Source organism: Streptomyces sp. NBC_00009 (assembly GCF_045040855.1).
GTDB lineage: Bacteria > Actinomycetota > Actinomycetes > Streptomycetales > Streptomycetaceae > Streptomyces > Streptomyces aureus.
This window is the reverse complement of record NZ_CP108312.1, coordinates 1,090,757-1,117,136: the sequence shown is the minus strand read 5'-3', so window position 1 is coordinate 1,117,136 and position 26,380 is coordinate 1,090,757. Positions and strand designations below refer to the sequence as shown.

Annotated in this window: 20 protein-coding genes; 7 read left to right on the top strand and 13 right to left on the bottom strand. The window is 72.2% G+C overall.

Features of this window, described 5'->3' with window-relative positions; translation table 11 throughout:
* Positions 1–17 precede the first annotated feature (17 nt).
* Both OHA58_RS05080 and OHA58_RS05075 read right to left on the bottom strand, forming a co-directional pair.
* Entirely contained in the window at positions 18–1,361 is a 1,344-nt protein-coding gene (locus tag OHA58_RS05080) for an MFS transporter (RefSeq protein ID WP_405476839.1), read from the bottom strand.
* Positions 1,362–1,398: 37 nt separating this feature from the next.
* Positions 1,399–2,238 (bottom strand): hypothetical protein, encoded by an 840-nt coding sequence (locus OHA58_RS05075; protein WP_405476837.1) that lies wholly within the window; start codon positions 2,236–2,238, stop codon positions 1,399–1,401.
* A gap of 56 nt (positions 2,239–2,294) precedes the next feature.
* Here OHA58_RS05075 and OHA58_RS05070 point away from each other — a divergent pair, with 56 nt between their 5' ends.
* The 4 genes from OHA58_RS05070 to OHA58_RS05055 all read left to right on the top strand — a co-directional run bounded on the left by OHA58_RS05070 (position 2,295) and on the right by OHA58_RS05055 (position 10,185).
* A complete protein-coding gene (locus OHA58_RS05070) occupies positions 2,295–3,623 on the top strand; it encodes a 6-phospho-beta-glucosidase (RefSeq protein WP_405476835.1) in 1,329 nt (442 codons plus the stop codon).
* Positions 3,624–3,726: 103 nt separating this feature from the next.
* Complete coding sequence (locus OHA58_RS05065) at positions 3,727–6,816, top strand: alpha-mannosidase (RefSeq protein ID WP_405476833.1); 3,090 nt, start codon at positions 3,727–3,729, stop codon at positions 6,814–6,816.
* A gap of 192 nt (positions 6,817–7,008) precedes the next feature.
* Complete coding sequence (locus OHA58_RS05060) at positions 7,009–9,066, top strand: phosphocholine-specific phospholipase C (protein ID WP_405476831.1); 2,058 nt, start codon at positions 7,009–7,011, stop codon at positions 9,064–9,066.
* A gap of 141 nt (positions 9,067–9,207) precedes the next feature.
* A complete protein-coding gene (locus OHA58_RS05055) occupies positions 9,208–10,185 on the top strand; it encodes a phospholipid scramblase-related protein (protein WP_405476829.1) in 978 nt (325 codons plus the stop codon).
* Between the two features lie 35 nt (positions 10,186–10,220).
* Here OHA58_RS05055 and OHA58_RS05050 read toward each other — a convergent pair whose 3' ends face one another.
* Complete coding sequence (locus OHA58_RS05050; protein WP_405476827.1) at positions 10,221–11,690, bottom strand: MFS transporter; 1,470 nt, start codon at positions 11,688–11,690, stop codon at positions 10,221–10,223.
* Between the two features lie 333 nt (positions 11,691–12,023).
* On the opposite strand from OHA58_RS05050, the gene OHA58_RS05045 reads away from it, so the two are divergent.
* A complete protein-coding gene (locus OHA58_RS05045; protein WP_405476825.1) occupies positions 12,024–12,614 on the top strand; it encodes a TetR/AcrR family transcriptional regulator in 591 nt (196 codons plus the stop codon).
* Between the two features lie 80 nt (positions 12,615–12,694).
* On the opposite strand, the gene OHA58_RS05040 is transcribed toward OHA58_RS05045, so the two are convergent.
* Together OHA58_RS05040 and OHA58_RS05035 are read right to left on the bottom strand one after the other, a co-directional pair.
* Complete coding sequence (locus tag OHA58_RS05040) at positions 12,695–13,735, bottom strand: hypothetical protein (RefSeq protein ID WP_405476823.1); 1,041 nt, start codon at positions 13,733–13,735, stop codon at positions 12,695–12,697.
* On the bottom strand, positions 13,732–14,778 hold the full coding sequence (locus tag OHA58_RS05035; RefSeq protein ID WP_405476821.1) for a phosphatase PAP2 family protein: 1,047 nt from the start codon (positions 14,776–14,778) through the stop codon (positions 13,732–13,734). The genes OHA58_RS05040 and OHA58_RS05035 overlap by 4 nt, the downstream gene beginning before the upstream one ends.
* Positions 14,779–14,927: 149 nt before the next feature.
* Between OHA58_RS05035 and OHA58_RS05030 the strand changes: the two genes are divergently transcribed.
* Positions 14,928–15,548: a TetR/AcrR family transcriptional regulator gene (locus OHA58_RS05030; RefSeq protein ID WP_405476819.1), complete on the top strand. Its 621-nt coding sequence runs from the start codon at positions 14,928–14,930 to the stop codon at positions 15,546–15,548.
* Between the two features lie 216 nt (positions 15,549–15,764).
* Here the strand turns inward: OHA58_RS05030 and OHA58_RS05025 are convergent, their stop codons facing one another.
* Positions 15,765–16,835 (bottom strand): DUF2510 domain-containing protein, encoded by a 1,071-nt coding sequence (locus OHA58_RS05025; RefSeq protein ID WP_405476817.1) that lies wholly within the window; start codon positions 16,833–16,835, stop codon positions 15,765–15,767.
* Positions 16,836–17,009: 174 nt separating this feature from the next.
* Between OHA58_RS05025 and OHA58_RS05020 the strand changes: the two genes are divergently transcribed.
* Positions 17,010–19,682, top strand: coding sequence for an ATP-binding protein (locus tag OHA58_RS05020; RefSeq protein ID WP_405476815.1), 2,673 nt, complete (start codon positions 17,010–17,012; stop codon positions 19,680–19,682).
* A gap of 19 nt (positions 19,683–19,701) precedes the next feature.
* Here OHA58_RS05020 and pcaD read toward each other — a convergent pair whose 3' ends face one another.
* The 7 genes from pcaD to OHA58_RS04985 are packed head-to-tail and all read right to left on the bottom strand — an operon-like array spanning position 19,702 to position 26,184.
* Positions 19,702–20,856, bottom strand: a complete 1,155-nt coding sequence (gene pcaD, locus OHA58_RS05015; protein ID WP_405476814.1) for a 3-oxoadipate enol-lactonase — start codon at positions 20,854–20,856, stop codon at positions 19,702–19,704.
* Entirely contained in the window at positions 20,853–22,199 is a 1,347-nt protein-coding gene (pcaB, locus tag OHA58_RS05010) for a 3-carboxy-cis,cis-muconate cycloisomerase (RefSeq protein WP_405476812.1), read from the bottom strand. Before pcaB ends, pcaD begins: the two co-directional genes overlap by 4 nt.
* A complete protein-coding gene (gene pcaG / locus OHA58_RS05005; protein WP_405476810.1) occupies positions 22,196–22,774 on the bottom strand; it encodes a protocatechuate 3,4-dioxygenase subunit alpha in 579 nt (192 codons plus the stop codon). Before pcaG ends, pcaB begins: the two co-directional genes overlap by 4 nt.
* Positions 22,771–23,541, bottom strand: a complete 771-nt coding sequence (gene pcaH / locus OHA58_RS05000) for a protocatechuate 3,4-dioxygenase subunit beta (RefSeq protein ID WP_405476809.1) — start codon at positions 23,539–23,541, stop codon at positions 22,771–22,773. The genes pcaG and pcaH overlap by 4 nt, the downstream gene beginning before the upstream one ends.
* A 17-nt stretch (positions 23,542–23,558) precedes the next feature.
* Positions 23,559–24,761 (bottom strand): thiolase family protein, encoded by a 1,203-nt coding sequence (locus tag OHA58_RS04995; protein WP_405476807.1) that lies wholly within the window; start codon positions 24,759–24,761, stop codon positions 23,559–23,561.
* Positions 24,758–25,402: a CoA transferase subunit B gene (locus OHA58_RS04990; protein WP_375983786.1), complete on the bottom strand. Its 645-nt coding sequence runs from the start codon at positions 25,400–25,402 to the stop codon at positions 24,758–24,760. Before OHA58_RS04990 ends, OHA58_RS04995 begins: the two co-directional genes overlap by 4 nt.
* On the bottom strand, positions 25,402–26,184 hold the full coding sequence (locus OHA58_RS04985; RefSeq protein ID WP_405476805.1) for a CoA transferase subunit A: 783 nt from the start codon (positions 26,182–26,184) through the stop codon (positions 25,402–25,404). Before OHA58_RS04985 ends, OHA58_RS04990 begins: the two co-directional genes overlap by 1 nt.
* Positions 26,185–26,380 lie beyond the last annotated feature (196 nt).

The window sequence follows — 26,380 nt, the reverse complement described above, 5'->3', positions numbered from 1 at the left end:
GCGCCGTCCAACGCGCCTCAGCGGTCCAGCTCCTTGTGCGCGCTCTCCGGCAGCCGCAGGTACACCACGGACGACACCAGGCAGAGCACGGCGACGTACCAGGGGAAGAGTCCGGCGTGCCCGGTCTCCTTGAACAGCGTGCCGACATAGGGGGCCGTCCCGCCGAAGACGGCGACGGTCAGCGAGTACGGGAAGCCGATGCCCGCCGCGCGCACCCGCGCGGGGAACACCTCGGCGTTGACCGCTGCCGAGATCGACGTGAATCCGGTGAGCAGCACCATCCCCGCGCACTGCACCAGGAGCAGCGACCCGAACGAGCTGCCGAGCGACCGGAGCAGCGGCACACTGAGCAGCGCGAAGCCCAGGCCGAAGAAGAGCAGCAGCGGCTTGCGCCCGAACCGGTCCGAGAGCATCCCGCCGACGGGCTGGAGCAGGGCGAAGAAGGCCAGCGCGATGGTGCCGGCGACGAGTGCGTCCGCCTTGTCGATGCCCGCGTTCAGCTCCGCGTACGTGGGCAGATAGGACGTCCACGTGTAGTAGGCGAGGGTGCCGCCCGCGGTGATGCCGCAGATCAGGAGCGACTGGCGCGGGTGGTGACGCAGCGCGTCGAAGAGGCCGGGCCGCTCGGCCGCGCGCTGCTCGGCGCTGCGCGTCTCGTACGCGCCGCGCCGGATCCAGAAGCCGACCAGGCTGAGGAGCGCGCCGAGCACGAACGGCACGCGCCAGCCCCAGCCGTCCATCTGACCGTCGCCGAGCGTGCTCACCAGCGCCGCCGCGACTCCGGACGCCGCGAGCTGCCCGGCGGACGTCGACACGTACTGGAAGGACGAGAACAGGCCGCGCCGTCCCGGGCCCGCCGACTCCACGAGGAAGGTGGTCGAGGCCGCGAACTCGCCGCCGACGGACAGGCCTTGGAGCAGTCGCGCGAGGACGAGCACGACGGGCGCGAGGACGCCCATGGCCGCGTACGTCGGGGTGAGCCCGACCAGTAGGCTGCTGCCGCCCATCAGGAGGATGGTCACGGTCAGCGCGGCCCGGCGGCCGTGCCGGTCGGCGACCGCTCCCATGAGGAGTCCGCCGACCGGCCGCATGAAGAACCCCACGGCAAACACCGCGAACGTGGAGAGCAGCGGCACGAGGGAGTTGCCGGAGCTCTTGGGGAAGACCTGGCCCGCGATGTACGTGGCCAGAAAGGTGTAGGCGTACCAGTCGTACCACTCGACGGCGTTGCCGACCGAGGCGGCGAGGAGCTGGCGCAGTGGGCGGCGCGGGGGAGCGGCGGTCAGGGCCCCGGCCGCCGGCTGTGACGGGTCCGAGGGGCCGGACGGGGCCGACGGGGAGGGGGACGTGCGATCTGTCATGATCGCGACCATCCCCCGAACCCCGCCGTCCCACACCTCAGCCCTTGCGGTACGAGATCACCGTCGTCGTCACCAGACACGGAGAGGGCGGCACCATCTCCACGCGCAGCGTGCCGCGCGCCGTGTCGTAGTCGACGCCCTCGGCCTCGAACGTGCCCGAGCAGATACTGCGTTGCGGGATAGCGAACGCGCTCGTGACGTGCCCGGCGGCCGGCGAGCCGTCCAGCGGGCGGTCGAGGGCGACCTCCAGGACCTCCTTCGTCGAGCCGTCGGACGAGCACACCAGATGCGTGGCGTCGGTGAAGTCGCAGCCCTGGATGTTGTCGACCGGCTTGTCGAGGCTGATCTGCCCGGCCTGCGGGAGGTTCGCGCCGGGCGCGGGCGCCGACGGGTTGAGCACGGGCGCCGGGAACACTTGCAGCCGGTTCATGGTGCCCCACTCGCCCGCCACCAGCCACTGCCCGTCGGGCGACACGGACGCGAACGAGTTGTTGAGCAACTCGCCCTGATCCAGGGCGTGTTCGTACGTGGTGCGCTGCCCGTCCGGGGCCGTCACCGCGAACATCTTCTTCGTCGCGCCGTCGCCGCCCTGGTACGCGTCGAACGTGTAGCCCTGCGCCACGTCCGGGTCGCCTATGTGCGACCAGCCCGCCGTGCGCAGATCGAGCGGTACGGAAGCGAGGCCCCGGTACACCAGCGAGCCGTCGGCATGGCTCGCCAGGCCCTGGCTGCCGGTCAGTGAACTCACCCGCGCGGTGCCGGTCTCGGTCCAGGTGGGCGCGGCCGTCGCCGTGCCCGCGCCGAGCGACAGGGCGCCCAGGGTCGCGGCCAGAGTGAGGAGTTGGCGTCTCGTCCGTCGTTGCGTGGGGGGTTTCATGCGGCCTCCGCCGGTCGAAGATCGGGTCGCGGACCAGGCTGCCCTACGATCGGCGCATGAGGCTGACGATTCTCGGCGGTGGCGGATTTCGAGTGCCCTTGGTGTACGGAGCGCTGCTCGGCGACCACGCCGAAGGCCGGGTCACCGAGGTCACGCTGCACGACACCGACCCGGACCGGCTGCGGGCCGTCACCGGCGTACTGGCGGAACAAGCCACCGGCGTCCCCGACGCGCCCGCCGTGCACGCCACCACCGACCTCGACGAGGCGCTGCGCGGCGCCGATTTCGTCTTCTCCGCGATCCGCGTCGGCGGCCTCGCGGGCCGCGCGGCGGACGAGCGGGTCGCCCTCGCCGAGGGGGTGCTCGGCCAGGAGACGGTCGGCGCCGGCGGCATCGCGTACGGCCTGCGGACCGTGCCCGTCGCCGTCGACATCGCGCGCCGCGTCAGGCAACTCGCCCCCGACGCCTGGGTCATCAACTTCACCAACCCGGCCGGCCTGGTCACCGAGGCCATGTCGCGGCACCTCGGCGACCGCGTCATCGGCATCTGCGACTCGCCCGTCGGACTCGGCCGCCGCGTGGCGCGCGTCCTCGGCGCCGACCCGGGCGAGGCCTGGATCGACTACGTCGGCCTCAACCACCTCGGCTGGCTGCGCGGACTCAGGGTGAACGGCCGCGACGAGCTGCCCCGCCTGCTCGCCGACGAGAAGCTGCTCGGCTCCTTCGAGGAGGGGCGCCTCTTCGGCACGGACTGGCTCCGCTCGCTCGGCGCGATCCCCAACGAGTACCTGCACTACTACTACTTCAACCGCGAGACGGTGCACGCCTACCAGGAGGCCGAACGCACCCGCGGCGCGTTCCTGCTCGACCAGCAGGCCGCCTTCTACTCCGACCCGTCGTACGCCAGTTGGGACCGCACCCGGGCCGAGCGCGAGGCCACGTACATGGCGCACAACCGCGAGGCGTCCGGCGCGGGCGAGCGGGACGCCGCCGACCTGGAGGAGTCGGGCGGCTACGAGAAGGTGGCGCTCGCCCTGATGCGCGCCATCGCCCGCGACGAGCGCGCGACGCTGATCCTCAACGTGCGCGGGCGCGGCGCCCTGCCGTCCCTCGACGACGACGCCGTCGTCGAGATCCCCTGCCTCGTCGACGCCAACGGCGCGCACCCCGTGAGCGTGGCGCCGCTGCCCGGCCATGCCACGGGCCTCGTCTCCTCCGTCAAGGCCGTCGAGCGCGAGGTTCTCGAAGCGGCCGAAGGCGGCTCGCGCGCCACCGCCGTCAAGGCGTTCGCCCTGCATCCCCTCGTCGACTCCGTGACCGTGGCCCGCCGCCTCCTGGAGGGATACACGGCGGCCCACCCCGGCCTCGCCTACCTGACCCGCTAGGGGGTGTCCGGCGGGTCAGGGTCGGGTAGGTCGCGGCGAGGTGCCGTGCCAGGCGTCGCGCCCCCGGCCGTGATCCCGGACGCCCCCTAGCAGAGGAGCAGGTATGCACGACGAACTCCGCCGCATCGAGCAGCGCGTCGCCCGTGTCCACGACCAGCGCGTCAAGCCGGCCGTCCACAGCGCCAGGGTCCCGCTCGCCCTCCAGGCCTGGCACGCGCCCGGCGAGCCCGTCCCCTTCGCCGAGGCGAAAGCGGCCGCGTACAAGCCGTTCGGCGTCGGCACCCCGTGGGGGCCGCCCTGGGGCACCACCTGGTTCACGGCGCACGGCACCGTCCCCGCCGAGTGGGCGGGCCGCCGCGTCGAGGCCGTCTTCGACCTCGGCTTCGTCAACGAATGGCCCGGCAACCAGGCGGAGGCCCTCGTCCACCTCCCCGACGGCCACCCCCTCAAGGCCGTCAACCCGCAGAACCAGTACGTGCCCGTGGCCCGCCCGGCCCAGGGCGGCGAAGAGGTCGAGTACCTCATCGAGGCCGCCTCCAACCCGGACATCCTCGCCGACCGCTTCGCCCACCCCACCGCGCTCGGCGACCCGCGCACGGCGGGCGACGAGCCGCTCTACACCTTCAGGAGCGCCGACCTCGCGATCCTCGACGAGGACGTCTTCCACCTGTCGCTCGACCTCCAGGTCCTGCGCGAGCTGATGCTGGAACTGAGCGAACACGAGCCACGCCGCCACGAGATCGCGCACACCCTCGAAGCGGCGCTCGACACCCTCGACCTCGACGACGTCTCCGGCACGGCCGCCGCCGCCCGCGCCGTCCTCGCCCCCGCCCTCGCGAAGCCCGCGCACGCCGGCGCCCACACCCTGTCCGCCGTCGGCCACGCGCACATCGACTCGGCCTGGCTGTGGCCGATCCGCGAGACCAAACGCAAGACGTCCCGCACCTTCTCGAACGTGACGGCGCTCGCCGACGAGTACGACGAGTTCGTCTTCGCCTGCTCGCAGGCCCAGCAGTACGAGTGGGTCAAGGACAACTACCCGCACGTGTGGGACCGCATCAAGGAGGCCGTCGCCAAGGGCCAGTGGGCGCCCGTCGGCGGGATGTGGGTCGAGTCCGACGGCAACCTGCCCGGGGGCGAGGCCATCGCCCGCCAGCTCGTCCACGGCAAGCGTTTCTTCATCGAGCACTTCGGCGTCGAGACCAAGGGCGTGTGGCTGCCCGACTCGTTCGGCTACAACGCTGCGTACCCGCAGCTCGCCAGGCTCGCCGGAAACGAGTGGTTCCTCACGCAGAAGCTGTCCTGGAACCAGACCAACAAGCTGCCCCACCACTCCTTCTGGTGGGAGGGCATCGACGGCACGCGGATCTTCACCCACTTCCCGCCGGTCGACACCTACAACGTCGAGTTCTCCGGCAAGGAGATGGCGCACGCCGTGCGCAACTACCAGGACAAGGGACGCGGCACCCGCTCCCTCGCGCCCTTCGGACACGGCGACGGCGGGGGCGGCCCCACCCGCGAGATGCTGGAGCGGGCCCGCCGGCTCGCGGACCTGGAGGGCTCCGCGAAGGTCAGGGTCGAGCACCCGGACGCCTTCTTCGCGCAGGCGAGCAAGGAGATCCCCGAGGACCAGGTGTGGTCGGGGGAGCTCTATCTGGAACTGCACCGCGCGACGTACACCTCGCAGGCCCGCACCAAGCAGGGCAACCGCCGCAGCGAACACCGCCTGCGCGAGGCCGAGTTGTGGGCCACGGCCGCGGCTCTGCGCGCGCCGGGGTACACGTACCCGTACGAGAAGCTCGACCGGCTGTGGAAGACGGTGCTCCTGCACCAGTTCCACGACATCCTGCCCGGGTCGTCCATCGCCTGGGTGCACCGGGAGGCCGAGGCGGAGTACGCGCGCGTGGCGGTCGAACTCGAAGCGGTCACCGCGGAAGCGGTCGCCGCGCTCGGGGAGGGCGCGCTCGGGGAGGGCGTGCCGCACGTCTTCAACACCAGCCCGTACGCCCGTACCGAAGTGATCCGCACCCCGGCCGGTGAGCTGGCCCGCACCCACGTGCCCGCAGGCGGGTCGGCGCCCCTCGCCCCCGCCGCCCCCGACCACCCCGTCACCGTCACGGACGGCCGCACCCTCGACAACGGCCTCGTGCGCGTCGTCGTCGGCCCCGACGGGACGCTCGCCTCCGTGTACGACCTGACCGCGGAACGCGAGGTCCTCGCCGGCCCGGGCAACCTGCTCCGCCTCCACAGCGACCTGCCCAACTACTGGGACGCCTGGGACATCGACAAGCACTACAAGAACCGTTATCACGACCTCCTCGACGCCGAGTCCGTGACGGTGACCGAGGAGGGGCCGCTGTGTGCCGCCGTCCGCGTGGAACGCGCCTTCGGCAAGGGCTCCCGCATCACACAGACCGTGACCTTGCGCGCGGGCAGTAAGCGCGTCGACGTCGAGACCGAGATCGACTGGCACGAGACCGAGAAGATCCTCAAGGCCGCGTTCCCCGTCGACGTCCGCGCCGACCACTCCAGCGCCGAGATCCAGTTCGGCCACGTCAAGCGCCCCACGCACACCAACACCAGCTGGGAGGCGGCCCGCTTCGAGGTGTACGGCCACCGCTGGGTCCACATCGGTGAACCCGGCTACGGCGTCGCGGTCCTCAACGACTCCACGTACGGCCACGACGTCTCGCGCACGACCCGCGACGACGGCGGCACGACCACCACGGTCCGCCTCTCCCTGGTGCGCGCCCCGCGCGTCCCCGACCCGGAGGCCGACCAGGGCGCGCACCGCTTCACCTACTCCCTGCTGCCCGGCGCGACCATCGCCGACGCCGCGGCCGAGGGGTACGCGCTCAACCTGCCGCTGCGCGTGGCAGGTTCGGGTGGTGCGCCCGACCCGGTGGTGTCGGTGGACGGCGACGGTCTGACGGTGGAGGCGGTGAAGCTGGCCGACGACGGCTCGGGCGATGTCGTCGTGCGGCTCTACGAGTCGCTCGGCGGCCGGGCGGCGGGCACTCTGCGCACGGGCTTCCCGCTGGCCGGTGTCCAGGTCACCGACCTCTTGGAGCGGCCGCTCGCACAGCAGCCGGACCAGGTGCGGCAGGCGGCGGACGGCGGTGACGCGGTGCGGGTGGCGCTGCGGCCGTTCCAGATCGTGACGCTGCGGCTCGCGGTGGGCGAGCGGGGCTGAAGTCGTCGGCGGGGAGGACCGGTTGGAATCCGTTCGGTCCTCCCCGTCGATCGAGGCCTCAGCGCCTGGGTGATTGTTTCTGACGCATACGGCGAGTTTTCATGCAAGTGTCATCACCCCTTCCCCTGTGACCGGTCCTCTTGGAACACTCTGCTCGCTTCTGTCCCCACACACCCAAGAGGCCCCACACCCATGCCTGAACTCAACCGGCGGCGTTTCCTGCAGATAGCGGGCGCGACCGCGGGCTTCACCGCCCTGTCGAACAGCATCGACCGCGCCGCGGCCATCCCGGCCGCCCGCGTCAAGGGAACCGTCCAGGACATCGAGCACATCGTCGTCCTGATGCAGGAGAACCGGTCCTTCGACCACTACTTCGGCACGATGAAGGGCGTCCGCGGCTTCGGCGACCCGCGACCCGTGACGCTCCCCAGCGGCAAGCCCGTGTGGAACCAGGCGAGCGGCGGCAAGGAGGTCCTGCCCTACCACCCCGACGCGGCGGACCTCGGCATGCAGTTCATCGCGGGCCTCGACCACGACTGGGCCGGCGGCCACAGCGCGTTCAACAACGGCAAGTACGACAACTGGATCGCCGCCAAGGGCACCGGCACGATGGCGTATCTGACGCGCCAGGACATCCCGTTCCACTACGCGCTCGCCGACAAGTTCACGGTGTGCGACGACTACCACTGCTCGTTCATGGGAGCCACCGACCCCAACCGCTACTACATGCTGTCGGGTTACGTCGGCAACGACGGCACCGGCGGCGGCCCGGTCCTCGGCAACCAGGAGGCCGGCTACGGCTGGACCACGTACGCCGAGCGCCTGGAGAAGGCCGGGGTCTCCTGGAAGGTCTACCAGGACATCGGCGACGGTCTCGACGCCGCCGGGAGCTGGGGCTGGATCAACGACGCCTACCGCGGCAACTACGGCGACAACTCGCTCCTCTACTTCAACAACTACCGCAACGCCAAGCCGGGCGACCCCCTCTACGACAAGGCCCGCACCGGCACGAACGCCAAGGCGGGCGACGGCTACTTCGACGTCCTGAAGGCCGACGTCAAGGCCGGGAAGCTCCCGAAGATCTCCTGGATCGCCGCGCCCGAGGCGTTCTCCGAGCACCCCAACTGGCCGGCGAACTACGGGGCTTGGTACATCTCGCAGGTTCTCGACGCGCTCACGTCCAACCCGGACGTGTGGAGCAAGACGGCGCTGTTCATCACGTACGACGAGAACGACGGCTACTTCGACCACGTCGTGCCGCCCTACGCCCCCGCCTCAGCGAACCAGGGGCTGTCCACCGCCGACACCACGCTCGACTACTTCAAGGGCAACGTGAGCTACGCGGCGGGCCCCTACGGCCTCGGCCAGCGCGTCCCCATGATCGTCGTCTCGCCGTGGTCCACGGGCGGCTACGTCTGCTCCGAGACGCTCGACCACACCTCGATCCTGCGGTTCATGGAGAAGCGCTTCGGCGTCAAGGAGACCAACATCTCCCCGTGGCGCCGCGCGATCTGCGGCGACCTCTCCTCCGCTTTCGACTTCTCCCTCACGGACACGGCCCCGGCTCAACTGCCCAGCACCGCCGCGTATGTGCCGCCGGACCACGACCGGCACTCCAGCTACGTGCCGAAGCCGCCCGCCCAGCCCGTGCTGCCCAAGCAGGAGTCGGGCTCCCGGCCCGCGCGCCCGCTGTCGTACGCGCCGTACGTCGACGGGGTCTCCACGCCGTCGACCGGCAAGTTCCAGCTCACGTTCAGCGGCGGCCCCTCCGCGGGCGCGGCCTTCCAGGTCAGGTCGCAGAGCCGGACCGACGGCCCCTGGACGTACTCCACCGAGGCCGGGAAGTCGATCTCGGACGCCTGGAACTCCACTTACTCCGCGGGGAAGTACGACCTCACGGTGCACGGCCCGAACGGATTCCTGCGCGCCTTCAAGGGCACCAACACCGTCGCCGAGCCCGGACTCACGGCCCGCCACGACGCGAGCACGGGCAACCTCACGCTCACGCTGACGAACCCCACCGGCGCCGACGTCCACCTCACGGTCACCAACGCCTACGGCGGACAGCCGCAGACGTACACCGTGCGGGCCGGTGCCACCGTCACGCAGACCGTCGACCTGCGCGCGACCAAGCGCTGGTACGACCTGAAGGTGACAGCCGACAGCGACAGCACGTACCTGCGGCGCCTCGCGGGCCATGTCGAGAACGGGCAGGCCGGCGTGAGCGACCCCGGGATCCTCACGGTCTGACCACGTAGGGCTTCGATCTCGAAGACCTCGAAGACACTGGAAAATCGCGCCGCCGCCCGTTCCGTACCGGTTCGGGCGGCGGCGTACGTCACATCTGTCCGGACTGGATACCGCCACAGGACGGCGCGATAGTGTGCCCGGGTGACGACGCAATCGAACACCCCTGCAGGCTGGTACCCGGACCCCCAGGGCGCGCCCCAGACCCTGCGGTGGTGGGACGGCGCGCAGTGGACCGAGCACACCAGCCCCGTACAGCAGCCCGCCGGCCAGCAGGTCCCGCACCAGGCGCAGCAGCCTCAGCAGCAGCCCGTGCAGCAGGCGGCCCAGGGCCAGTTCGCGCAGCAGCAGCAGCCTGTGCAGCACCAGCAGCCCGGGCAGTACCAGCAGCCCCAGCAGCACGCCGCCGCCGGTCCGTACGGGCAGCAGGCCCCGCAGCAGCAACAGAGTTACGTCGACCCCGCCAAGGTGCAGCGCCAGGTGCAGCACCAGGCCGGTGTCGCGCCCACCGCGCAGGGCGGCGGCAGCCTCTTCACCGAGCCGGTCCTGGTGGTGAACCAGAAGGCCAAGCTGATCGAGCTGACGAACGAGTACACCGTCATGGATCAGAACGGCGGCCAGATCGGCTCCGTCGTCCAGGTCGGCCAGAGCACGCTCAAGAAGGTCGCGCGCTTCGTCTCCAGCCTCGACCAGTTCATGACCCACAAGCTGGAGATCCGCGACGCGTACGGGCAGCCGCAGCTCGTCATGACACGGCCCGCGAAGTTCATGAAGTCGCGTGTCGTCGTGGAGCGTCCGGACGGCTCGCCGGTCGGCGAGATCGTCCAGCAGAACATGATCGGCAAGATCAACTTCGGGATCAACGTGAACGGCCAGCAGATCGGCGCCATCAAGGCCGAGAACTGGCGGGCCTGGAACTTCTCGATCGTCGACCACGCCGACAACGAGGTCGCCCGCATCACGAAGACGTGGGAGGGACTCGCCAAGACGATGTTCACGACCGCGGACAACTACGTCCTCCAGATCCACTACCAGCTGCCCGAGCCGCTCCTGAGCCTCGTCGTGGCGACCGCCCTCACCGTGGACACCGCCCTCAAGCAGGACGCGCGCGGCTTCGGCTGACCGGGCCGGCACCCGGGTACCCGGCGGGCGCCGGTTCACCGCGACGTCGGCTGCTCCAGGCCCACCTGCTCGTCCGCCCCGGCCGTCGTCCCGTGCGCGGCCGGGACGCGCGGTCCGCCCGCGCGGCGCGCGGCCGGGACCAGCAGCGCGGCGAGCGCGGCGGCGAGGCACAGCGCCGCGAGCAGCGTGAAGCCGTGGGTGTACCCGGAGGCGTAGGGGAGTCCCGACGCCTGGAGGTGCCCCGTGACCAGGCTGCTCATCACGGCGGCGCCGATCGAGCCGCCGATGGTGCGGATGTTGGCGTTCATGCCGGTGGCCGCGCCGGTCTGCGCCGCCGGGACGTTCTGCACGATCAGGTTCGCCATGGACGCGAACGCGAGCCCGATGCCGAGCCCGAACACGCCTGCCGCGAGGGCGACTTGCCACTGCTCGGTGTGCCAGGCGGCAAGCATCGCGCAGGAGACCGCGCCGAGCGCGGCGCCGGTGGTGAGCAGCGCCTTCGCCCCTACGACCGGTTCGAGCCGGCCGCTGAGCACTCCGGCGAGGAACATCGCCACGAGCATCGGCAGCATCAGGAGCCCCGCACCCGTCACGCTCGCCCCGAAGCCGTATCCGGCGGACGAGGGCGTCTGGGCGAAGCCGGGCAGGAACGACCACACCGCGTACATCCCCGCGCCGAAGAGCAGCGCGGCCGTGTTCGTCGTCCACACGGCGGGCAGACGCATGACGCGCAGGTCGATCAGCGGGCTCGCGGAGCGGGCCTCGGACAGCACCCACGCGGCGAACAGGACCACGGCGGCGGCCAGCAGACCGACGACCTTGATCGATCCCCAGCCCCAGGACGTGGCCTGACTGATGGGGAGCAGCAGGGCGACGAGCCAGCCGGAGAGCAGCACGGAGCCGAGCCAGTTCACGCGTCCCGTGCCGCGCGTCGGCGACTCGGGCACGTAGCGGTGCGCGATCAGCGCCGTCACCGCGACGACGGCCGCGGGCAGCCAGAACAGCCAGCGGTAGTCGAGCGCGCCCACGATCGGCCCGGCCGCGACCATGCCCACACCGCCGCCCGCCGCGATGACGGCGGACAGGTTGCTGATGCTGGGGCTGACCCGGTGGCCGGGGAACTCGTCGCGGATGATGCCGAACGACAGCGGGAAGAGCGCGCCGCCGATGCCCTGGACGACACGGGCGACGATGAGCACGGTGATGCTCGGGGCGAGGGCCGCGAGCAGACAGCCCACGGTCAGCGCGACGAGCGCGGCGACCATGGTGCGCTTCTTGCCGACGAGGTCGCCGACCCGGCCGAGTATGGGCGTGAAGATCGAGGCGGACAGCAGATAGGCGGTCATCACCCAGGTCGAGGTGGCCTGGCTGGTGTGCAGCGCGTGCTGGACGGTGGGCAGGGCCGGGGCGACGAGCGACTGCATCATCGAGAACACGCCGGCACCGGTCGCGAGGACCGCGAAGGTGAGGCGGTTGGAGCTTCTGGGCGCCGGGCTCGGCGCCATGGGGATCCCGGACGTGGGATTACCGGGCAGAGGGTTCCTGGTCGTGCGACGAGAGGGCATGCGATTCCGGTTCAAGGCGGTGTCTCTCTGAACGGAAGGTGGCCGGGCACACCGGCGTGACCTGTGGCAAGGGCCGCGGTCTGCGGGCGCGCACGAGCTGGGAGGATGGGGGATCCGGCCGTTTCGGCCGGTCTGCCCGCAGCGCTGTGCGGCGGGCGCGGGGTGCGTCGACTGTTAAAGTGGAGGCACCCCTCGACTTCGATAACGATAGCGGAGGGAAGCCTCCGGTACAACCTCGGCAGCCCGCGCTGCCTCACCCCGGGAGTGGCACGCATGACGGACAGGGAACTCGTCGGCGGGATCGTCGCGGCCCAGCGCCCGCGCCGCGCGGACGCGCGCCGCAACTTCGACGCGCTCCTGGCCGCGGCCCGCGACGCGTTCGCCGAGAAGGGCGCGGAGGCGTCGCTCGAGGACATCGCCCGCCAGGCCGGCGTCGGCATCGGCACCCTGTACCGCAACTTCCCCACGCGCAGGCACCTCTTCGAGACCGTCTACGCGGAAGAGGTCGACGCCCTGTGCCGGCTCGCCGACGAACTCGCGGACGCCCCGCCGTGGGACGGGCTCGCCACCTGGCTGCGCCGCTTCGTGGACTACACCGTCACCAAGCGCGCCATCAGGGACGCGCTCAGCGGGGAGTCCGACATCTTCATCGCCTGCCGCCGCGCCATGCTCGACGCCGGCGAACCCCTGCTGCTGCGCGCGCAGGCCGCCGGGGAGGTCCGCTCGGACATGTCGTTCGACGACCTGCTCCGCCTGATCTCGGGCGTCACCGGCGCGGCCTATGTGGACACCGAGCAGCGCGACCGGGTCTTCGGGATCACGCTCGACGGGATGAGGACGCGTCCCGCGCCTGCCAAGCCGTGACGCGGAACCCGTAAGGCGGAACCCGAAAGGCGAAACTCGTCATGGGGAACCCGTCATGGGGACCCCGTAAGGGATCGCGCTCAGGATGCCTGGAGCGCGCCCGGTGCCGATTCCGGCTGCGTCGGGATCGACGGCAGGACGATCACCGTGCCCGGCAGTATGGGCATCGGGGGAAGGCCCTGAAGGTCCGGCGGGGTCGCGATCGGCCCCGTCTCCGTCACCCGGGACGGCAGCTCGGGCCGGCGTTCCGCCGCGCTGAGCGACGGTTCCGGTCGGGTCTCCGGAGTCTCCTGCGTCTCCGGCGACGTACGCGTGAGGAGCAGGACACCCCGGGCCGCGAGCGTCGCCCCTGCCGCCGCGAGCAGGATCCCCGTGATCCCGCCCTGGAGCCGTTCGCCGAGCAGCGTGACGCCGATGACCGCCGCGGCCACCGGGTTGGAGAGGGTGACCATCGCGAGCGGGGCGCCGAGGCCACCGCGGTAGGCGATCTGGGACAGGAGCAGGCCGCCCGCGGCGAACGCCGCGATCAGCAGTGCCACGACGATGACCTTGACGCTGAGCAGCGGCCCCGTCCGGTCGGTGACCGCGACGGTCACGGTCTGGGCGAGCGCCGAGGCGATGCCCGAGGCGAGACCGGAGGCCGTCGCGTGCCGCAGTCCCGGCTTCGCGCCGCGCCGCGACAAGAGGCCGATCAGCGCGGCCGTCGCACCGGCGACGGTGAGTGCCTCGCCGAGGCTGAGTGTGTCGTCGGGGGCCGGGCCCGAGGCCGTGAGCAGGAGCGCGCCGAGCCCGGCGAGCGTGAGCGCGGTACCGCGCCATTCGACGGACAGGACGCGCCGCCCCGCCATGCGCGCCCCGAGTGGCACCGCCGCGACGAGCGTCAGCGCGCCCAGCGGCTGTACGAGGGTGAGGGGACCGTACTTGAGAGCCGCCACATGCAGCAGCGCGGCGGACGCGTTGAGCAGGACCGACCCCCACCAGGCACCGGTGCCGAGCAGGCGCAGGACACCGGAGTCGGTCCCCGCGGTGCGTGACGCGAGGCGTTCCTGGGCGACGGCGGCAGCCGCGTAGGCGACCGCCGAGACGAGGGAGAGTGCGACGGCGAGGAGGGTGGCGTTCACCGGTGTGCTCCCGTCGCCGTGAGGACCGCGCGACCCGGACCCACCGCTCCCGCCGTGACCGGCGCGTCGACGGCGGACGCCGAGCCCCCGGTCACCGACACCGGGATGTGTGCGAGCACTTCGGACGCGGAGAGGGGTCCGCCGCGCTGGTGCGCCGGGGTCCACGGGGCGGGCAGCGCCGCGCCCATGGTCTCCGCCGTCGCCATGAGCGAGGCGGCGGAACGCGGGGCGGGCAGCAGGCGCCGGCCGATGGACTGTCCGGGCTTCGCGGCCTGTGTGGTGCCGGGCAGCCGGATCGCCGCGAGCGCGATGCCCAGGAGACCCGTCGCCACGATCGCGTCCAGCCAGTAGTGGTTCGCCGTGCCGACGACGACGAACAGGGTGAGCGCCGGGTGCAGCAGCCACAGCCAGCGCAGCCGGGAGCGGGTCGCGGCGATGAGGCCGACGGCGACCATCAGGGCCCAGCCGAAGTGCAGGGACGGCATCGCGGCGAACTGGTTCGCCATCGAGTCGGTCTGCGGCGTCGCGCCGTAGACGGTCGGCCCGTACACCTGCCCGGTGTCCACGAGGTGCGCCGCGGCCAGCATCCGGGGCGGCGCCAGCGGGAAGGTGAGATGCAGCACAAGGGCCGCGGCGGTGAGGGCGGCCAGTACCCGGCGCGTCCATATGTAGTGCCGGGGCCTGCGCAGATACAGCCAGACCAGAAAGGCGGCCGTCGCCGGGAAGTGCACCGTCGCGTAGTACGTGTTCGCGATGTGTACGAGGTCTTCGCTGTGCAGCAGGGCATGCTGCACGGCGCCCTCGCCCGGCAGATGGACGGCGCGTTCGAGGTCCCACACGCGGTGCGCGTTGTGGAACGCCTCGCCGGTGTGGCCATTGGCCAGTTGCCTGCCGAACTTGTAGACGAGGAACAGTCCGACGACCAGCAGGAGCTCCCGGACCAGGGGCGGGCGGGCGACGACGTCCGGCTGGTGGCCGACAGCGTCCGTCTCGCGGCCGGCTGTGTCCGGCTCCGGTTCGGCAGGCTCGGTAAGGGAATTCATCCCCCGGCCCCTTTTCATGACGACTGGGTGGTGCGGTGATGCGGAGGTGAGCACGGCGTGAACCGCGCTCATCGATACGCCAGTGTACCGAAACGCTGGCGTACCGGTACACTGGCGTATCGATAGCGAAGATCGCGAGGAGAAGAGCCATGACGTCCCAGGAGCAGGCAGGCACATCAGTGACCACTTCGCGCCGCTCCAAGATCACTCCGGAGCGCGAGCGGGAGTTCTACGACGCGGTCCTCGACCAGCTCCGCGAGAACGGCTACGAGGCGCTCACCATGGAGGGCGTCGCGGCCCAGGCGTGCTGCAGCAAGTCCACGCTCTACCGGCAGTGGAAGACGAAGCCGCAGCTCGTGGCCGCCGCACTGCGGGCGGGGCGCTGCGTGAAGTTCGCCAGTGTCGACACGGGTACGTTCGCCGGGGACCTGCGCTCGGCCGCCCGCGCGGCGGCGCAGCAGGCGGGACGTGACACCCAGCTCGTCCAGGCCCTGGGCCATGCGGTCCTCAGCGACGAGGAACTCCAGGCGGCGCTGCGCGAGGCCCTGGTCGAGCCGGAGCTGGCCGCGCTCGGGGCGATGGTCGACCGGGCCGTGGTGCGCGGCGAGATCGCTGCGGACCATCCGGCCGTCGAGTTCCTGGCCGCCCAGCTGCTCGGGGTGCAGCGCATCCGTCCGGTCCTCGAGGGCCGGTACGCGGACGCGGACTACCTCACCCGCTTCGTCGACGCCGTGGTGCTGCCCGCACTGGGCCTGAGCGAAGCCACCTGAACGGGAGACCGCCGTCTGTCGGGATGACCGGACGGCGGTCTGCCCGCGCCGCACCGTGGGGACGGGCGCGGCGCGCACCCCCGGGCCGGGCGGGTCCCTCCTTGAGCGGAGGGGGACCTGCCCGGCCCCTGGGCTTTCTCCCCGGCGACGCCCCCGGGTGGTTCACGGAGTCCCGCACGTCTTGCTACGGGGTCCCGCACATCTTGCTGCGGGGTCCTACACGTTCTGTCCGTTGCCGCCGCCCTCGGCGATCGCGGACTTCTTGATGCCCTTGGTGATCTTGTCCATCGACGTCACGTCCGGCGCCTTGTCGTTCACGTCGATGCCGAAGCGGACGACGACGAGCGACTTGGGGTTGGCGGGCGCGGGGAAGACCAGCGACTCGACGTAGCCGTCGTCGCCCTTGGCCGTGACCACCTGCCAGCGCACCAGGTAGCCCTTCTGGCCGGCCACGGTGACGGCCTCGGAGGCCAGTTCCTTGTGCGAGGTGATCTTTCCGTAGATCGCGCCGCCGTATGACTCCTGCGCGTTCTTGGAGATGTCCTCCTTGGCCGCGGCCTCCGCGCCCGTCGCCTTGAGCTTCAGCGCCTCGGCCGACGCCGAGAACGCGCCGCCGCGCACACACTGCTGCTTCGTGTCGCCGGGGCAGGCGTACGGGCCGGTCGTCACCCCCGCGTTGCCGCCCTTCGTCGTGCCGCCGGTCCAGCCGTCGAGCACGGGCATCGACACCCCGTTGACGAGGTCGGCGGCGAAACCGTCACCCGAACCCGGCGCCTGCGGAGCGCCGCTCTCCCCGCCGGAACCGCCGGAACCGCCGGTGCCACCGCCGCCCCCGCTCCCGTCAGGACCGTCACCCGGTGCCTGGGGAAGTCCCGGAGAAGCAGAGGGACTTGACGACGAGTCGGCCCGGTCCCTCTTCCCGTCGCCGTCACCGGAGGTCAGCGCGTACACCCCGCCGACGATGCCGCCGAGCACCACCACGGCGACACCGGCGGCGATGGCTATCTTGAGGCCGCGTCTCGGCTTCGGCTCCGGGTACGCGGGGTAGCCCGGGTATCCGGGGTGGCCGAACTGCCCCGGCGGCTGCGAGGTCTGCGGATAGCCGTACGCCTGCGGATGCGCGCCGGGAGCCGCCGGCGCGTACGCGGGCGGGCCCGTCGCGGAGCCGGTCTCGGCGGCACGGGTCTGCTCCGTCCACACACTGCCGTCCCACCAGCGTTCGGTGCGGGGGCCTTCGGGCTTCTGGCCGGGATCGGGGTACCAGCCGGGGGGAGTCACCTGGGTCATGGGCGCCACAGTATGAGGCGTGCGTGAAAGGGGCATGAGAGGGGGCGGGTCCCGTTCCGGAACGGCACCCTCCCACTTATGGCGAAGACCTGCGCAGACCCCCACCCACAACCCCCCGGCTACGGCTACTCTCAACATCTGTACGTCGATTGAGCGACTTCGGGAGGGTGCGGGATGACGCAGAGTCGGCCTGAAGGAGCCGCCTCGGCCGCCCTGTGGGAGCGGGACAAGGAGATCGGGGTCGTCGAGCAGGCGCTCGGTGAACTCTGCGGGGACGCGGCGTCGTCGGGCAGCCTCGTCGTGTTCAGGGGCGAAGCGGGCATCGGCAAGACCGCCCTCCTGGAAGAGGTGCGCCGCATCGCGGTGGGACGGGCCACGGTCTGGTCGGCGCGCGGCGGCGAGACCGTCACCTCGGTCCCCTTCAACGTCGTACGCCAGTTGCTGCAGCCCGCGCTCCTCGCGCTCTCGCAGGAGGAGGCCCGCGAGTACTTCGGCGACTGGTACGAGATCGCGGGCCCCGCCCTCGGGATAGCCGAACCGGGCGGCCGGCAGGCCGACCCGCAGGGTGTGCGCGACGGACTCGTCGCGGCGGTGTCCCGGCTCGCCCGGCTGCACTGGCCGCTCGTCCTGCTCGTCGACGACGCGCAGTGGGCCGACGAGGAGACCCTCCACTGGCTCGCCGCGTTCGCCGAACGCCTCGACGACCTGCCCGTCCTCGTCGTGGTCGCCCACCGCGACGGCGAGGCCACCGCCGCCTCCACCGGCCACCTCGAAGCCGTCGGCGCCGCCGCCCGGCCCCGCACCACCCTGTACGCCCTCACTCCCGACGCCACCGCAGGCCTCACCCGGGCCACCCTCGGCGAGCACGCCGACGCCCCCTTCTGCCGCGAGGTGTGGGCCGTCACCGGCGGCAACCCGTACGAGACCGTCGAGCTTCTCGCCAAGGTCCAGGACAGCGAACTCGAACCCGCGGAAGGCTCGGCCGGCGAACTGCGCGCCCTGAACAAGTCGGCGCGCGGCCGCGGTCTGATCGACCGCCTCGAAGGCCTCGGCACCGACGCGACGCGCTTCGCCTGGGCCGCCGCCATCCTCGGCACCCGGATCGCCCACGACCTCGCGGCGCGCCTCGCCGGGATGACGCCGGGCGAGGCCGGCCGCTGCGCCGTGCGGCTGCGCGCCGCCCGCATCCTCACCGACGCGACGTACGAAGACGGCGGCGTGGGGATGGAGTTCGTGCATCCGCTGATCGCCAGCGCCGTGTACCGCTCGATCCCTGCGGCCACGCGCACCGCCATGCACGGGCAGGCCGCCTGGGCCGTCACGGCCTCGGGCCACGGCGCCGCGGCCGCCTCCCGGCATCTGCTCCAGGTCCACCCGGACGACGACCCCGAGCTCGTCGAGCAGCTGCGCGCGGCGGCCGGTGAACATCTCGCGGTCGGCGCCCCGGAGGCCGCCCGCCGCTGTCTGGAGCGCGCGCTCCAGGAACCGCCGCTGCCCGGCGTACGGTCCCAGCTCCTCTACGAGCTGGGCTGCGCCACCCTCCTCACCTCGCCTGCCGTCACCATCGGCCATCTGCGCCAGGCACTCGACGCCAAGCCGGGGCTCGACGGCGACGCGCGCGTGGACGCCGTGTGCCGGCTGTCCCAGGCCCTCGTCCACAACAACCAGCTGGAAGAGGCGCTGCGCGAGATCGACTCCGAGGCCGCGCGGCTCGAACCGGGCCCGTCCCGCCTCCGCCTCCAGGCCATGCGCTACATGTGGGAGGGTATCCACGCCGGCGAGGAGGACTCCCCGGGCCGCTCCCGCAGCCTCGCCGCCCTCGCGGGCTCCCTCACCGGCCGGGACAACCCCGAGCGGGTCCTGCTCGTCCTGCGCGCCTTCGACGCGATGACCCGAGGCGAGAACGCGGAGGTGGTGGTCGAACTCTGCGACCGCTCCCTCGTCAACGAACGCCTCGCGCCGGGCCTCGGCTGGACCGACCCCGAGTGGGGCTTCGAACTCCTCGCCATGCTCGGCAGCGCGTATCTCTTCTCCGACCGGCTCGACCGCGCGGAGAGCCTGTTCACGGAGGCCGTACGCGCCTACGAGACCGCCGGCTGGAGCGGCGGCCATCTGGCGCTCGCGCACGCCTTCGTCGGTTACGTCCACCGCAGGCGCGGCCGCCTCACCGACGCCGAGGCCGTCCTGCGCGAGAGCCTGCGCCTGGCCGACCGCGTCGGCCGCGGCCTGCCCATGCACTGGGACGCCGCGTGCATGCTCATCGACACGCTCGTGGCCCGCGGCCGGATCGGCGAGGCCATGGAGATCGCGGACCGCTACTCCTTCGGCCCGCCCTACCCCTCCACGATCGTCCTGCCCGACGCGCACTCCGTGCGCGGCCGCCTGCTGATCGCCGCGGGCCGCACGGAGGAGGGCGTCGACGAGCTGGAGGCGGCGGCCAAGGCGGCCACCGCCCGCGGCGGACACAACACGATCATGGCGCCCTGGGCCTGCGACCTGGCCCGCGCGCTCGCCACCGAGGACCCCAAGCGCGCAAGGCAACTCGCCGCCGACGCCCGGCTCCAGGCCGAGCGCTTCGGCACGGACACGGCGATCGGGGAGGCCCTGCGCTGCGAGGCAGCCCTGGAGACCGGCCAGCGCTCCCTGACGCTCTACGCGAAGTCGGTCACGTACCTCGAAGCCTCTCCCTGCGCGTACGAACACGCGGCGGCCCGCGTCGAGTACGGCATCGCGGCCCGCTCGGTCGCGGAGATCACCCGCGGCCTCACCCTGGCCAAGTCGTGCGGCGCCGACGGCCTGGTGGCCCGCGCCCGCGAGGTACTCGACACGGGACGCGGCCTGCGCTGACCGTCGGCGTACGCGGGGTTCAGCCCGCGGCCGGGTCCTCTCCGCTCTGCTCGGAGAGGACCCGCTGAGCCACGGCGAACGCCGAATTGGCCGCGGGGACACCGCAGTACACCGCGGTCTGCAGCAGTACGGCGCCGATCTCGTCGGGCGTCAGGCCGTTGCGCAGCGCGGCGCGCACGTGCATGGCGAGCTCGTCGTAGTGGCCGTGGGCCACCAGCGCGGTCATCGTGATCATGGAGCGTTCGCGGCGCGCCAGCGTCGGGTCGGTCCAGATCTCGCCCCACGCGTAGCGCGAGATGAAGTCCTGGAAGCGGGCCGTGAAGGGGCTCTGCCGGGCCTGCGCGCGGTCGACGTGTGCGTCGCCGAGAACCTGCCTGCGCACCTCCATCCCGCGTTTGGTGCCTCCGCCGAGCTGGGCGCGCAGCGCCGTGATCACGGGTTCGGGGCACTGGGCGGGGGCGAGGTGCGAGGCGCCCGCGATCTCGACGAGCGACGAACCTGCCACCGCGTCGGCGATCTCCCGCAGATGCGCGGGCGGCGTCGCCGGGTCCTCGCGGCCCGCGATCAGCAGCGTGGGAGCCGTGATCGAGGAGAGGTCCTCGCGGATGTCGAAAGCGGCGAGCGCGTCGCAACAGGCCGCGTATGCCTCGGGGTCGGCGGTGCGGTGGTCCTCGACGAGGGCCGGCACGGTGAACCCGGGGGTGAACCAGCGCCGGTCGGCGGTCTCGGCGACCGGGCCGAGCCCCTCGCGGCGTACCAGCGCGGCCCGTTCCTCCCAGGGCTTCGAGCCGCCGAAGTGTGCGGACGAGCAGATCACCGCGAGGCTCGTGACCCGCTCCGGGTGGTGGACCGCGAGGTGCAGGCCCACGGCGCCGCCGAGCGACACCCCCGCGTACGCGAAGCGCTCGATGCCGAGGGAGTCGGCGAGGTCCAGGACGAGCCCGGCCAGATCGGCGACGGTCGCGCCGGGGCCGATCAGCGTGGCCGGGGACCTGCCGTGCCCCGGCAGGTCCCAGCGCACCACCCGGTGGGTGACGGACAGCTCGGGCGCGACCGCGTCCCACAACGCGGTGGAGGTGCCGAGCGAGGGGCCCAGGAGGAGCGGGGGAGCGGTGGCGGGACCTTCGGCGCGGTGATGAAGGAGTGTGCCGTGGTCGGGGGATGCAGTGCTCAACGTCGCTCCAGAGCGCGGTCGGTGAGGGCTCCGGCGGAGCCGGTGTAACGGATGGGGTCGGTGAGGTCGGCCAGGTCGACGCCCTTGAGATCGGGCTCGTCGGCCAGGATCCCGGCCAGGGGCCTGTCCTCGGCGCGGGTGCGCCGCGCCGCCTCGGTGAGCAGGGACTTCGCTCGGGCACGCCCGAGCAGGGGCGCGAGCTCGGCGGCCAGGCGCTCCGAGACGATCAACCCATGGGTGGCGAAGAGGTGTTCACGCATCACGTCCGCGTGGACCTGAAGCCCTTCGGCGAGCTCGGCGGCGTCGCGTGCCGCGCCGCCCACGAGCCGCAGGAGGTCGCGCAGCGGCTCCCACTCCGCGTGCCAGGCGCCGGCCGGGCGCTCGTCCTCGGCCGCCATCGACGCGTACAGCGTCGCGGCGAGGGCGGGGGCGCGGCGGGCGGCCGCCGCGACGAGCGTGGACCTCACGGGGTTCGCCTTGTGCGGCATCGCGGAGGAGCCGCCGCCCGCACCCTCGCCCAGCTCGCCGATCTCCGTACGGGACAGCGTGAGCACGTCCACCGCCGGCTTGCCGAGCGCGCCGGCCGTGAACGCTAGCGCGCCCGCGAGGTCGGCGACCGGGGTGCGCAGAGTGTGCCAGGGCAACACGGGCGCGACCAGACCGAGTTCGGCCGCGTACGCCTCGGTCAGCTCCCCGGCGTGGGTGGCACCGAACACGCCGAAGGCCGCCAACGTGCCCGCCGCGCCGCCCAGTTGGACGGGAAGCGAGGCCCGTACGGTGCGCAGCCGGTCGCGTGCGTCGAGCACGAGGGAACGCCAGCCCGCCGCCTTGAGGCCGAACGTCGTCGGCACGGCGTGCTGCGTGAGCGTACGGCCCGGCATGACGGTGTCCCGGTGCGCGGCGGCGAGCCGCCCGAGCGCACTTTCCGTGCGCGCCAGGTCGCCGAGCAGCCCGTCCAGCGTCCGGGCCGCGACCAGCATGAGCGCCGTGTCCAGGATGTCCTGGCTGGTGGCGCCCCGGTGGACGTACGGGGCGTGCTCCCCGGCCACCGCAGCCGTCAGGTCGGCGACCAGCGGGATCACCGGGTTGCCCCCGGAGCGGGCGCGCAGCGCGAGGTCACGGGCGTCGAAGCGCCCCTCGTCCGCGGCGGCCCGCGTCACCGCGTCCGCCGCGGCCGCGGGCGCCAGGCCCAGGGCGGCCTGCGCCCGGGTGAGCCCGGCCTCCGCGTCGAGCAGGCCGCGCAGGACCGCCGCGTCCGAGGTGGCCGACTCGGCGGGGGATCCCGCCCGGCCGGGGGAGAGCAGCCCGGCGTCGGGATCGGCGTCAGGATCGACGTGTGTCACTGGAACTCCAGGAAGACCGTTTCGCCTTCGCCCTGAAGGCGGATGTCGAAACGGTACGTGCGGTGCGCGTCTTCCTGCGGCTGCGCGAGCAGCGTCGCGCGCCGCTCCGCCGGCAGGGCGTCGAGCAGCGGGTCCGCGCCGTCGGCGAGGTAGGCGCGGGTGAACAGGTGGTGCAGGAGCCCGCGCGCGAACACGCACACGCTGACGTACGGCAGTCCCGCGTTGCCCGGCGGCAGTGTGAAGAGCGCGTAGTGCCCGTCGGCGTCCGTGGCGACCCGGCCGAACCCGGTGAAGTCCGTACCGTTGCGGCCGAGATAGCCGCCGGTCGTGGTGTCGCGGCGCAGCGAGCCCGGCGCCCCGGCGAGCGAGCCGTCGGGGCCCGCCTGCCAGAACTCAAGGATGGCGTCCGGCACCGGGTCGCCCTGGCCGTCGAACACGTGGCCGTGCAGGGCGATCGTGTCGGGATGCCCCTTCGGCGCGACCTGCTCGCCCTCGGGGAAGGGCAGGGCGTAGCCGTAGAACGGGCCGACGGTGTGCGACGGCGTGGGGAGCAGCTTCTCGGGCACGGAGGTCATCGGCCTTCCTCGATCCAGGTGGCGGAGGGACCGTCGAGGACGATGTCCCACTCGTATCCGAGGGAGAACTCGGGCTGCGACAGGTCGTGGTTGTACGCCGCGACCAGACGGTTGCGAGCTGACTCGTCCGTCACCGACCGCAGGATCGGGTCGTAGCGGAACAGCGGGTCGTTCGGGAAGTACATCTGCGTCACGAGCCGCTGCGTGAACGCGTCGCCGAACAGGGAGAAGTGGATGTGCGCGGGGCGCCACGCGTTGGTGTGGTTGCGCCACGGGTACGCGCCCGGCTTGACGGTGGTGAAGGAGTACCGTCCCTGATCATCCGTCAGGGTCCGCCCCACACCGGTGAAGTTGGGGTCGAGCGGCGCCGGGTGCTGGTCGCGCAGATGCGCGTACCGGCCCGACGCGTTGGCCTGCCAGATCTCCACGAGCTGGCCGCGCACGGGGCGGCCGTCGCTGTCGAGCAGCCGTCCGGACACGGTGATGCGCTCGCCGAGCGGCTCGCCCGCGTGCTGACGCGTCAGGTCCTGGTCGATGTCGGTGATGTCCGTGGCGCCGAAGACGGGCCCGTACAGCTCGACGGTCTCCGGGTCGCCGCCGTTCACGGCGACGAGCGGCTGCTGCGGGTGGCGCAGCAGCGAGCTGCGGTACGGCGCGTAGTCACGCGCCGGGTGGTGCTGGGCGGGGGCGCCGCCCGCGAGCGCCTTGTCGTACGCGCTCTGGAGGTCCGCGACCTCGACGTCGATGTCCGACTGGGTGAGTGCCATGGTGGGTTCCTGAGTCCTTAGCGTTCGAGGACGAGCGCGAGGCCCTGTCCGACGCCGATGCAGAGGGTGGCGACGCCGGTCCCGGAACCGGCGGCCTTGAGCTGGTGCGCGACGGATCCGGCGAGCCGTGCGCCGGACGCGCCGAGCGGGTGGCCGATCGCGATGGCGCCGCCGCGCGGGTTGAGGATCGCGGGGTCGAACTCGGGCCACTCGGCGACACAGCCGAGGACCTGAGCGGCGAACGCCTCGTTCAGTTCGAGCGTGGTCAGGTCGCCGAAGCCCTTGCCGGTCCTGGCGAGCGCGCGGTTGACCGCCTCGACGGGGCCGAGCCCGAAGTAGTGCGGGTCGATCGCGGCGACCCCGGAGGCCGTCACCCGGGCGAGCGGCTCGCGGCCGGTGGCCTTCAGCCCCTCCTCGTCGACGAGGAGCAGCGCGGCGGCGCCGTCGTTGAGCGGGGACGCGTTGCCCGCCGTCACCGTCCCGTTCTCCGTACGGAACGACGGCTTGAGCTTGGCCATGGCCTCCAGCGAGGCGCTCTCGCGCACGCACTCGTCGCGTGCGAGGACGAGCGGGTCGCCCTTGCGCTGCGGGACGGCCACCGGCACGATCTCGGCGTCGAACAGTCCGTTCTTCTGTGCGGCGGCCGCCTTCTGGTGGCTGCCCAGGGCGAACGCGTCCTGCTGCTCGCGCGTGATGCCGTGCTTCTCGGCGATCAGCTCGGCCGACTCGCCGAGCGGCACGGTCCACTGCGGCTCCATCCGCGGGTTGACCATGCGCCAGCCCAGGGTCGTGGAGTACAGCTCCGCGTTGCCCGCGGGGAACGGCCTCTCGCTCTTGGGGAGCACGTAGGGAGCGCGGGTCATCGACTCGACGCCGCCGGCCAGGGCGATGGAGGCGTCGCCGAGCGCGATGGCCCGCGCGGCTTGGATCACGGCTTCGAGGCCGGAGGCGCACAGCCGGTTCACGGTGACACCGGGCACGGAGGTGGGCAGCCCGGCGAGGAGCCCCGCCATACGGCCGACGTTGCGGTTCTCCTCGCCCGCGCCGTTCGCGTTGCCGAAGTAGACGTCGCCGATCAGCGCCGGGTCCAACTCCGGCGTCCGTGCGAGCAGTTCACGGATGACGTGCGCGCCGAGGTCGTCCGGGCGGACCGGGGCGAGGGAGCCGTTGTACCTGCCGACCGGCGTGCGGACGGCATCGACGACGTAGACGTCCTTCATCGGGCTTCCTCCGGAATGCGGACCTTGGCCGCGGTCCTCGCGGTGACGTCGTCGGCGGTGACGCCGGGGGCCAGCTCGACGAGTTCGAGCCCGTCGGCGGTGACGTCGAGGACGCAGAGGTCGGTGATGACGCGGTTGACGCAGGCCTTGCCGGTCAGGGGCAGCGTGCAGTCCTCGACGATCTTGGGCGTGCCGTCCTTGGCGGTGTGGGTCATGGCGACGATGACCGTTCGCGCGCCGTGGACGAGGTCCATGGCCCCGCCGATGCCGGTGATCATCTTGCCGGGGACGGCCCAGTTGGCGAGGTCGCCGCGTGCGGAGACCTGCATGGCGCCGAGCACGGCGACATCGATGTGGCCGCCGCGGATCATGCCGAAGGAGAGCGCCGAGTCGAAGTAGGAGGCGCCGGGCAGGACGGTGACGGTCTCCTTGCCGGCGTTGATGAGGTCGGGGTCGACCTCGTCGTCGGCCGGGTAGGGGCCGACGCCCAGGATGCCGTTCTCGGACTCGAGGATCACCTCGACGCCGGGCGGCAGGTGGTTCGGGATGAGGGTCGGCAGGCCGATGCCGAGGTTGACGTACTGGCCGTCGCGCAGTTCGCGGGCGGCGCGCGCGGCCATCTCTTCGCGGGTCCAGGCCATCAGCTGCTCACCGTTCCTTGTGCCGGAGGCGCGGAGACGGTGCGCCGTTCGATCTGCTTGTCGGTCGCCTGCCCCGGCGTCAGCGCGACGACGCGCTGGACGAAGATGCCGGGCAGGTGTACGGCGTCGGGGTCGATGTCGCCGGGTTCGACGAGTTCCTCCACCTCGGCGATGGTGATGCGTCCGGCCGTCGCGGCGAGGGGGTTGAAGTTGCGGGTGGACTTGTTGAACACGAGGTTCCCGTGGCGGTCGCCCTTGGCGGCGCGCACGAGGGCGTAGTCGGTGCGGATGCCGTGTTCGAGGACGTAGTCCGTGCCGTCGAAGGTGCGGACCTCCTTGGGCGGGGACGCCAGCGCCACGCCGCCCTGGCCGTCGTAGCGCCAGGGGAGTCCGCCCTCGGCCACCTGGGTGCCGACGCCGGCGGGCGTGTAGAAGGCGGGGATGCCGGCGCCGCCGGCCCGCAGGCGCTCGGCGAGCGTGCCCTGCGGGATCATCTCGACCTCGACCTCGCCGGACAGGTACTGGCGGGCGAACTCCTTGTTGGCGCCGATGTACGACCCGGTGACCCGGGCGATCCGCCCGGCCGCGAGCAGCACGGCCAGGCCCGAGTCCATCGCCCCGCAGTTGTTGGAGACCACGCTCAGGCCCGTGGTGCCGCGCTCGTGGAGCGCGCCGATGAGCACGTTCGGGACGCCGACAAGACCGAACCCGCCGACCGCGAGGGACGCCCCGTCCCCCACATCGGCGACCGCTTCCGCCGCCGTCGCCACCACCTTGTCCATCCGAGCCAGCCTCTCCACGAACTGAAATGCTCAGCGCACTGAGCATTTATGTGACTGGCGCTTACGGTGCCACCGCATGCCCGTACCGTCAATAGCTCAGGGTTACGACGGTTGGAGGCGGGGGAGTCGACTCGACATGGGCTGCCCTATGGTCGAGTATTGGTCAGTACACACCCGAAAAAGACCGGAGGTCCGC

What these genes read in the sequence shown, in the direction of transcription:
- OHA58_RS05080 (WP_405476839.1), bottom strand. Translation starts at nt 1,361, where the DNA reads ATGACAGATCGCACGTCCCCCTCCCCGTCGGCCCCGTCCGGCCCCTCG.
- OHA58_RS05075 (WP_405476837.1), bottom strand. Translation starts at nt 2,238, where the DNA reads ATGAAACCCCCCACGCAACGACGGACGAGACGCCAACTCCTCACTCTG.
- OHA58_RS05070 (WP_405476835.1), top strand. Translation starts at nt 2,295, where the DNA reads ATGAGGCTGACGATTCTCGGCGGTGGCGGATTTCGAGTGCCCTTGGTG.
- OHA58_RS05065 (WP_405476833.1), top strand. Translation starts at nt 3,727, where the DNA reads ATGCACGACGAACTCCGCCGCATCGAGCAGCGCGTCGCCCGTGTCCAC.
- OHA58_RS05060 (WP_405476831.1), top strand. Translation starts at nt 7,009, where the DNA reads ATGCCTGAACTCAACCGGCGGCGTTTCCTGCAGATAGCGGGCGCGACC.
- OHA58_RS05050 (WP_405476827.1), bottom strand. Translation starts at nt 11,690, where the DNA reads ATGGCGCCGAGCCCGGCGCCCAGAAGCTCCAACCGCCTCACCTTCGCG.
- OHA58_RS05045 (WP_405476825.1), top strand. Translation starts at nt 12,024, where the DNA reads ATGACGGACAGGGAACTCGTCGGCGGGATCGTCGCGGCCCAGCGCCCG.
- OHA58_RS05035 (WP_405476821.1), bottom strand. Translation starts at nt 14,778, where the DNA reads ATGAATTCCCTTACCGAGCCTGCCGAACCGGAGCCGGACACAGCCGGC.
- OHA58_RS05030 (WP_405476819.1), top strand. Translation starts at nt 14,928, where the DNA reads ATGACGTCCCAGGAGCAGGCAGGCACATCAGTGACCACTTCGCGCCGC.
- OHA58_RS05025 (WP_405476817.1), bottom strand. Translation starts at nt 16,835, where the DNA reads ATGACCCAGGTGACTCCCCCCGGCTGGTACCCCGATCCCGGCCAGAAG.
- OHA58_RS05020 (WP_405476815.1), top strand. Translation starts at nt 17,010, where the DNA reads ATGACGCAGAGTCGGCCTGAAGGAGCCGCCTCGGCCGCCCTGTGGGAG.
- pcaG (WP_405476810.1), bottom strand. Translation starts at nt 22,774, where the DNA reads ATGACCTCCGTGCCCGAGAAGCTGCTCCCCACGCCGTCGCACACCGTC.
- pcaH (WP_405476809.1), bottom strand. Translation starts at nt 23,541, where the DNA reads ATGGCACTCACCCAGTCGGACATCGACGTCGAGGTCGCGGACCTCCAG.
- OHA58_RS04995 (WP_405476807.1), bottom strand. Translation starts at nt 24,761, where the DNA reads ATGAAGGACGTCTACGTCGTCGATGCCGTCCGCACGCCGGTCGGCAGG.
- OHA58_RS04990 (WP_375983786.1), bottom strand. Translation starts at nt 25,402, where the DNA reads ATGGCCTGGACCCGCGAAGAGATGGCCGCGCGCGCCGCCCGCGAACTG.
- OHA58_RS04985 (WP_405476805.1), bottom strand. Translation starts at nt 26,184, where the DNA reads ATGGACAAGGTGGTGGCGACGGCGGCGGAAGCGGTCGCCGATGTGGGG.